The sequence below is a fragment of the Mongoliibacter sp. genome (assembly GCF_007692705.1).
In the GTDB taxonomy this organism is placed as follows: domain Bacteria; phylum Bacteroidota; class Bacteroidia; order Cytophagales; family Cyclobacteriaceae; genus Mongoliibacter.
This window is the reverse complement of the sequence record NZ_REBN01000155.1, coordinates 24,259-31,366: the sequence shown is the minus strand read 5'-3', so window position 1 is coordinate 31,366 and position 7,108 is coordinate 24,259. Positions and strand designations below refer to the sequence as shown.

Sequence of the window (7,108 nt, the reverse complement as noted above, 5' to 3'; positions counted from 1 at the left end):
TTCACACCCGCAACAACCGTATCATCAAGGTAAATTATTTTATCCAAAAGCTGGAAAGGGTATCTATGAGGCAGAATATTGCTGATCTGATTGATGTCCATTACCGGAGGTAATTTCGGATCATAATGTGGGATATGTGATTGTCCTATCTTTTCCCAAGCCCTTTTTAACTTTTTGGCAAAGGCAACGTTGGCAGCATGGCCTGGCCTAGCAGCCAAAATTTGTGCTTTCAATGGTCTGCCTACCAAAGCAAGATCACCAACTACGTCTAATAATTTATGGCGTGCAGGTTCATTTTTATATCGCAATTCAACGTTATTCAGAATTCCTTCTTTGCGGACTTCCACTTTTTCTTTGTTGAACATTTTTGCCAGATTTTGTAACTCAGAATCAGCCACTACACGGTCTACAACTACTATGGCATTGTTGAGGTCCCCACCCTTAATCAGGTTTTGATTATACAGCATTTCCAGTTCGTGAAGGAAACAGAAAGTTCTGCAGGAAGCTATTTCTGATTTGAACTGACTGATATCGGTGATGGAGGCATGCTGACTACCCAGAACAGGGGAGTTATAATCGACCATCACTGTCACCCTGTAATCATCCAAAGGCAGCGCTGCGATTTCCACTTCTCTGGAAGGGTCACGGTAAGTAATGCTTTCAGGAACTTCAAAAAAGCGCCTCAGTGCATTTTGTTCTTCAGCACCAGCACGTTCTAAGACTTCAATAAACTGTATAGAAGAACCATCCAATATTGGGGGTTCAGGTCCATCAAGTTGCATGAGTATATTGTCTAATTCAAGACCCACTAAAGCTGCCAAAACGTGCTCTACCGTAAATACCCTGGCACCACTTTGTTCTAAGGTTGTGCCACGAGAAATGTCGACAACATTGTCGACATCAGCATCAATTATGGGCATGCCTTCCAAATCAATTCTTTGAAATTTGAACCCATGGTTGGGCGGTGCAGGTAAAAAAGTCATGTTTGAAATTACTCCTGTGTGAAGTCCTACTCCTGAAACAGTTACTTTATTTTTGATGGTGTGTTGTTTGACCCTCATAGATAATTCAATCTTTTCTTTGGTAATGAGCCGGTAAAGTTATTGTTTTTTTTCCAGTTCCTTTAATTTATCCTGTATCTGCGGAAGATTTTTAAATAATGAATAAGATTTTAGAAAATCTTTGATATCCATCCCCATGTAGCCAAAAATTGTTTGACCAGGCTTTTTAATACTTTTGGAAATGCCTGTTTTGGCTGCTATGGTAGTGTTGTCGGCGATAGTGATATGCCCAACTATACCTACTTGACCTGCTATGATACAGTTTTTCCCGATTACTGTGGATCCCGAAATCCCAGTTTGTGAAGCGATTACGGTGTTTTCTCCTACATCTACATTATGGGCAATCTGTACTAGATTGTCAATTTTTGCACCTTTTCGGATAATGGTTGATCCTATAGTTGCACAATCTATTGTCGTATTGGCCCCAACGCTGACATAGTCTTCTAGGATAACGTTACCGATTTGGGGGATGCTTTTGTACGTACCATCTTCCTGCGGTGCAAAACCAAATCCATCTGATCCGATTACTGCACCTGAATGAATCTCACAGTTTTTTCCAAGAACGCTTCCGTTTTTTATTTTTGCACCATAGTAAAGAATAGTATTGTCCCCGATTACAGTATTGTCTCCTATAGTCACATGGGCATGTATTTTCACATTGTTTCCTATACTGCAGTTTTTTCCTATGTAGGAAAAAGCAGCCCTATAACAACCTTCCCCAACTGTACTAGATGGATCACAAAAAGAAGGTTCTTCTATACCTGTTTTACTCGTTTTATTCAGGTGGTCGTAAGCTTCCAATAAATTGGTAAAACCATTATAAGCATCTTTTACCCTTATCAAAGCACATGGCACTTGAGATTTGGGCTTAAAGCCTTCTGATACAATTATTGCTGTAGCTTTTGTAGTATAAATATGAGATTCATATTTTTCGTTGGCCAGAAACCCAATTCCTCCAGGTTTTCCTTCCTGTATCTTAACTAGGGTATTAACCGTGAGATTTTCGTCTCCTTCTACTTTGCCACCTAAAATGTTTGCGATTTGTCCTAAAGTAAATTTCATTGTCGTTTTTTAAATTAGGTTATGTTTTTAGCTAAACAGACATAGTGTTTCTTCACTATTTTACTCATGGCTTTTATATTGGGCAGATCTGCTGCTTGTGCTACATCTATGATTTTCCCTTTTTTAGTCAGGATGTATATCCTTTCCTTGGTGAGATAGGCATTGTTGCTGATGGATCCATGATTGAAGAAATAATGCAGATCATTTTCTGGAATCCCTAATTTTTTCCTTGTTTTCAGTTTAAGTTCTTCAATTTCTTCAGGGGTAAATTCCTCACCCCGTAGGTTGATCTTGTAGAGTTTTCTGGTGAGAAACATTTCAGAGATATTCCTCAAAATATAATCTGGTTCGTTTTTCCAAAGCTTGATGGCTCCCCATACATCAAAATCATCCAAAGAAAGGAATTTGTCCAGCAATTCTCTTGATTTTTGAAAGTCATAGAGCCTGAAATCGTTTTCCAAAAAATAAGTAAGTTCTTCAGAAGCCTTAATTTTACCTCTGCTTTGTTGGATTTCTTTACCTCTCATTATGAGATTAATGAGCATTTTTTCTGCAGAAACAGTTGTCTTATGCAGATACACCTGCCAATACATTAATCTCCTGGCAGAAAGGAAGTTTTCTATACTGTAAAGTCCTTTCTCTTCAACTACCAATTGGTCATTTTTGATGTCCATCATTTTGATGATTCTATCAGCGCCTATGGTTCCTTCAGATACGCCTGTAAAGAAACAATCCCTTTGGAGATAGTCCAACCTGTCTATATCCAGCTGACTCGATACAAGTTGATGGAAGAATTTTCTTTCATATTCATTTCTGAAAATTTTCAGGGCCAACTCAAGTTTCCCATCAAACTGTCTGTTGAGCTCCTCAATGATTAAAAGAGAAAGAGACTCATGTGGTATATTCTGAAGTAAACTGAATTCCAGTGCATGGGAAAAGGGCCCATGACCTACATCATGTAGTAAAATGGCTATCAGTGATGCTTCATATTCCTCCTCACTGATTTCATTACCTTTATTTCTTAGATTGTCCAATGTGATGGTCATCAAGTGCATAGCACCCAAAGCATGATGAAATCTGGTGTGCAAAGCTCCCGGATAAACATAATCCGTTAAACCAAGCTGCTTGATACGCCGTAACCTTTGAAAGTAAGGATGATCAATGATGGAAAAAATGAGTTCACTGGGTATGGTGATAAATCCATAAACCGGATCATTCAGAATTTTGTGACTTTTCAATGTCTCTGACATTTGATTGGTTTCAAAAGTAATTATAATTTTAAAAGAAATAAACCTGATTTTATGCAAAAATTTAAAATACTTTGGGCAGACGACGAGATTGATCTGCTGAAGCCTCATATACTTTTTTTGGAACAGAAAGGCTATGAAATCACAACGGTAAATAGTGGAGTTGATGCCATCGACAAGGTGGAGGAAGATAATTTTGATGTAATCTTTTTGGATGAAATGATGCCTGGTATGACAGGGCTTGAAACACTTCAGCAAATAAAAATGATGAAGCCGCAAGTTCCTGTGGTTATGATCACGAAGTCAGAAGAAGAACATATTATGGATGATGCCATAGGAGGCAAAATTGCCGATTACCTGATTAAACCTATCAACCCCAATCAGATCCTCCTTTCAGTAAAAAAAATCCTTCAGAACAAGCAGCTGATAACTGAAAAAACCAACCTTTCGTACCGTCAGGATTTCATGAATATCAGTATGATGTGTGATGATGCCACTACCTATCAGGAGTGGACAGATATTTACAAAAAACTGACCTATTGGGAAATTGAAATAGAAAAGACTGAGAATAAAAGCATGCAGGAGGTGTTGGATACCCAAAAGGTAGAAGCGAACTCTTCTTTTGCTAAATTCATCAAAAACAATTACTTGGATTGGCTAAATGATTCAAAATCTGAAGCACCAATACTTTCTCATAAGCTACTTAAAGAGAAAGTCCTTCCCCATATCAAACCTGGTAAACCTTTATTTTTATTGGTGATTGATAACCTGAGACTGGATCAGTGGGAGGTTCTAAAACCACTGATTTCGGAATATTTTAATACCAAAGAGGAGGGTACTTATTTTAGTATTTTACCTACAACTACGGCTTATGCAAGAAATGCCTTATTTAGTGGAATGATGCCTTCCGATATGGCAAGATTTCATCCAAATCTTTGGGAAGGAGAGGATACTGATGAGGGTAAAAACAATAATGAGGAAGAGTTTTTGAGCGAAAACCTTCATAAAAACAGGATGAATATTAAGTTTAGCTACCACAAAATTCTCCAAGCGCATCAAGGAAAGGCAGTTTTAGAGCAATTTAACAACATGTTGGGTAATGACCTCAATGTTTTGGTCTACAATTTTGTAGACATGATGTCCCATGCGAGGACAGATATGAAAATGATACGTGAACTTGCACCAAATGAATCAGCTTACAGATCGCTGACTAAGAGTTGGTTTGAACACTCCTCCCTTTTTGAGTTTATAAAGAAAATAAATGAAGCTAAGGCCGAGGTGATTATAACCACCGACCACGGAACCAAGCGTGTAAATAAGCCTTATAAAATCATAGGAGATAAAAATATCACGACCAACCTACGGTATAAGCAGGGAAAGAATCTAAACTTTGAAAGTGGTAAAGTTTTTGAAGTTCCAAGACCCGAGGATGCCAAGCTTCCCAAATTTAATGTGTCCACCAGTTATGTTTTTGCCGTAGAAGATTATTTCTTTGCGTATCCTAACAATTACAATTATTATGTAAATTACTACAAGGATACTTTCCAGCATGGGGGTGTTTCTATGGAAGAAGTGATCATTCCCATTGCGCATATGGTCCCAAAGAGCAATTAAACTGATTTGAAAACAATACAGATGACATCCCTTGACCAAATCGGTCAAGTGGCACAAGAGGTGATTGATTTTTGTAAAGAATACAATATATGGGTATTCAAAGGACAGATGGGTGCCGGAAAAACAACTTTAATCAAATCTATTTCCAGGCTTTTTGGAATTCAGGATATGGTTTCCAGCCCTACTTTTTCTATAGTCAATGAATACCATAATACAAGTGGAGAGATTTTTTATCATTTTGACTTTTACAGAATAGAAGATCCTGAAGAGGTATTGGAAATCGGAATAGAAGAGTATTTTTACAGTCAAAATTACTGCTGGATAGAATGGGCTGAAAAAATACCGGACTATATTCCTCCTGATTTCATGCTGATAGAAATATCAGTAGGGGAGGATGGGATCAGAAAAATCATATTAGATAAGATAGTAAACTACGAAAGACATGGTTGAAATGACAAAAGGTGTTGGGTTAGCTCCAAAGGAGGCCCCGGCGGCAATCAAAAAATCTAAGCATTCTTTGGTTATCGGCTTGCCTTTAGAAAAAACAGCTCAAGAAAAGAGAGTTGTTCTGACACCTGATGCTGTTCGTTTGCTTGTCAATAATGGGCAGACGGTATATGTGGAAACCAATGCGGGTAAACAGTCAAAATTTTCAGATCGGGAATATTCAGACGCGGGTGCCAAGGTAGTTTATTCATCCAAAGAAGCATTTGATGCGGAAGTGGTACTTAAAGTGGAACCTGCTACTGAAGATGAAATAGAATTTATGCGCTCCGGAGCCTGTTTGATTTCTGCCCTTCAATTGGGAAAGCAAAAAGCCGAATTTATTCATGCACTTAACAGAAAGCGCATCACCGCAGTTTCTTTTGAGCACTTGGAAGACAAAGTAGGAGGAATGCCTGTCGTAAGAGCAATGAGTGAGATTGCTGGCAGTACTGTAATGTTGATAGCTGCGGAATATCTGAGTAGTGTCAACGATGGGAAAGGATTGATTCTAGGTGGGGTCACTGGAGTGCCCCCCACAGAAGTAGTTATTATTGGTGCGGGAACAGTTGCGGAGTATGCAGCGCGTACAGCTTTGGGATTGGGAGCAAGTATAAAAGTATTTGATAACCATATATACAAACTAAGGAGAATCAAACAGTTGCTTGGTCAACAGGTTTTTACTTCAACCATTGATAATTTTACTTTGGCGCAGGCTGTAAAAGAAGCCGATGTGGTCATTGGTGCCCTGAGGGTAGAGAAAGGAAGGAATAAGGTTGTGGTCAGTGAAGAGATGGTTGCGGCCATGATGGACGGGAGTATTCTAATAGATGTCAGTATAGACCAAGGAGGTTGTATAGAAACTGCAGAGATGACTTCTCATGAAAAACCTATTTATGAAAAACACGGTGTAATCCATTACTGCGTTCCCAATATTGCATCTAGGGTAGCCCGCACAGCTTCTGTAGCTTTGAGCAATATTTTCACTCCTATTCTTCTACAGATGGCCGATTTGAAAGGTGCAGAAGAGATGATATTTAATTATAAATGGTTTATGAAGGGAGTGTACACCTATAGAGGTAGTTTAACCAATGCGCATTTGGCGCGAAAGTTTGCGATGACCCACAAAGAGCTTCAACTCTTATTGGCTGCGAGATATTAGGAAAGTAGGTTTTGCCGCAGTAGAAATTCCAGTTGCTCGTTTGCTTTAAGCAGATCTTCAGTCAGTTTTTTGTTTGATTTCCTTAGCGCATAGACCTCAAAGGCATTTTTAATTACCGACCTTAAATAATCCTCATCCCAAGGCTTGGTTAAATAATGATACACCTGCCCTTTGTTGATGGCATCAATTACTGCCTGAATATCGGTATAGCCTGTAAGTAAAATACGGATGGGGTCTGGGTGTTTTTCAATTATGGAGGCCAGAAAATCCACACCGGTTTCATTGGGCATCCTTTGGTCAGTTATGACAATATCTATATGCTCATCATTTAGCACTTTTCGTGCTTCAACCGCAGATATGGCCAAAAAAATCTTGTAGTCTCTTCTAAAAGTGGCTTTGAATGCTTGGAGGTTATTTTCCTCATCATCGACGTACAGGATCTTTATTTTTTCAGTGCTTTCTTCGGACATTATTCAATA

General features: G+C 38.7%; 7 protein-coding genes. 3 read left to right on the top strand and 4 right to left on the bottom strand.

Features of this window, described 5'->3' with window-relative positions:
- From EA341_RS09700 to EA341_RS09690, 3 genes are all read right to left on the bottom strand, one after another.
- The coding region (locus EA341_RS09700; protein WP_293013490.1) for a bifunctional UDP-3-O-[3-hydroxymyristoyl] N-acetylglucosamine deacetylase/3-hydroxyacyl-ACP dehydratase at window positions 1-1,061 on the bottom strand (1,061 nt) is incomplete at its 3' end.
- Window positions 1,062-1,100: 39 nt separating this feature from the next.
- Window positions 1,101-2,123: a UDP-3-O-(3-hydroxymyristoyl)glucosamine N-acyltransferase gene (lpxD, locus tag EA341_RS09695; RefSeq protein ID WP_293013488.1), complete on the bottom strand. Its 1,023-nt coding sequence runs from the start codon at window positions 2,121-2,123 to the stop codon at window positions 1,101-1,103.
- 14 nt (window positions 2,124-2,137) lie between these two features.
- Window positions 2,138-3,373, bottom strand: a complete 1,236-nt coding sequence (locus EA341_RS09690) for an HD domain-containing protein (RefSeq protein ID WP_293013485.1) — start codon at window positions 3,371-3,373, stop codon at window positions 2,138-2,140.
- A gap of 51 nt (window positions 3,374-3,424) precedes the next feature.
- On the opposite strand from EA341_RS09690, the gene EA341_RS09685 reads away from it, so the two are divergent.
- From EA341_RS09685 to EA341_RS09675, 3 genes are read left to right on the top strand one after another with little or no spacing between them, the layout of a single operon-like run.
- Window positions 3,425-4,984, top strand: coding sequence for a PglZ domain-containing protein (locus EA341_RS09685; RefSeq protein ID WP_293013482.1), 1,560 nt, complete (start codon window positions 3,425-3,427; stop codon window positions 4,982-4,984).
- Between the two features lie 6 nt (window positions 4,985-4,990).
- Window positions 4,991-5,434, top strand: coding sequence for a tRNA (adenosine(37)-N6)-threonylcarbamoyltransferase complex ATPase subunit type 1 TsaE (gene tsaE, locus EA341_RS09680; protein WP_293013479.1), 444 nt, complete (start codon window positions 4,991-4,993; stop codon window positions 5,432-5,434).
- The gene (locus tag EA341_RS09675) at window positions 5,427-6,629 is read left to right on the top strand and encodes an alanine dehydrogenase (RefSeq protein WP_293013476.1); all 1,203 of its coding nucleotides are present in this window, start codon (window positions 5,427-5,429) and stop codon (window positions 6,627-6,629) included. The genes tsaE and EA341_RS09675 overlap by 8 nt, the downstream gene beginning before the upstream one ends.
- On the opposite strand, the gene EA341_RS09670 is transcribed toward EA341_RS09675, so the two are convergent.
- Entirely contained in the window at window positions 6,626-7,099 is a 474-nt protein-coding gene (locus EA341_RS09670) for a response regulator (RefSeq protein WP_293013473.1), read from the bottom strand. The two genes, EA341_RS09675 and EA341_RS09670, sit on opposite strands and share 4 nt — an antisense overlap.
- Window positions 7,100-7,108: the final 9 nt, after the last annotated feature.

Bases quoted from the DNA above. Each gene is read 5' to 3' on its own strand.
- lpxD (WP_293013488.1), bottom strand. From the start codon at position 2,123: ATGAAATTTACTTTAGGACAAATCGCAAACATTTTAGGTGGCAAAGTA.
- EA341_RS09690 (WP_293013485.1), bottom strand. From the start codon at position 3,373: ATGTCAGAGACATTGAAAAGTCACAAAATTCTGAATGATCCGGTTTAT.
- EA341_RS09685 (WP_293013482.1), top strand. From the start codon at position 3,425: ATGCAAAAATTTAAAATACTTTGGGCAGACGACGAGATTGATCTGCTG.
- EA341_RS09675 (WP_293013476.1), top strand. From the start codon at position 5,427: ATGGTTGAAATGACAAAAGGTGTTGGGTTAGCTCCAAAGGAGGCCCCG.
- EA341_RS09670 (WP_293013473.1), bottom strand. From the start codon at position 7,099: ATGTCCGAAGAAAGCACTGAAAAAATAAAGATCCTGTACGTCGATGAT.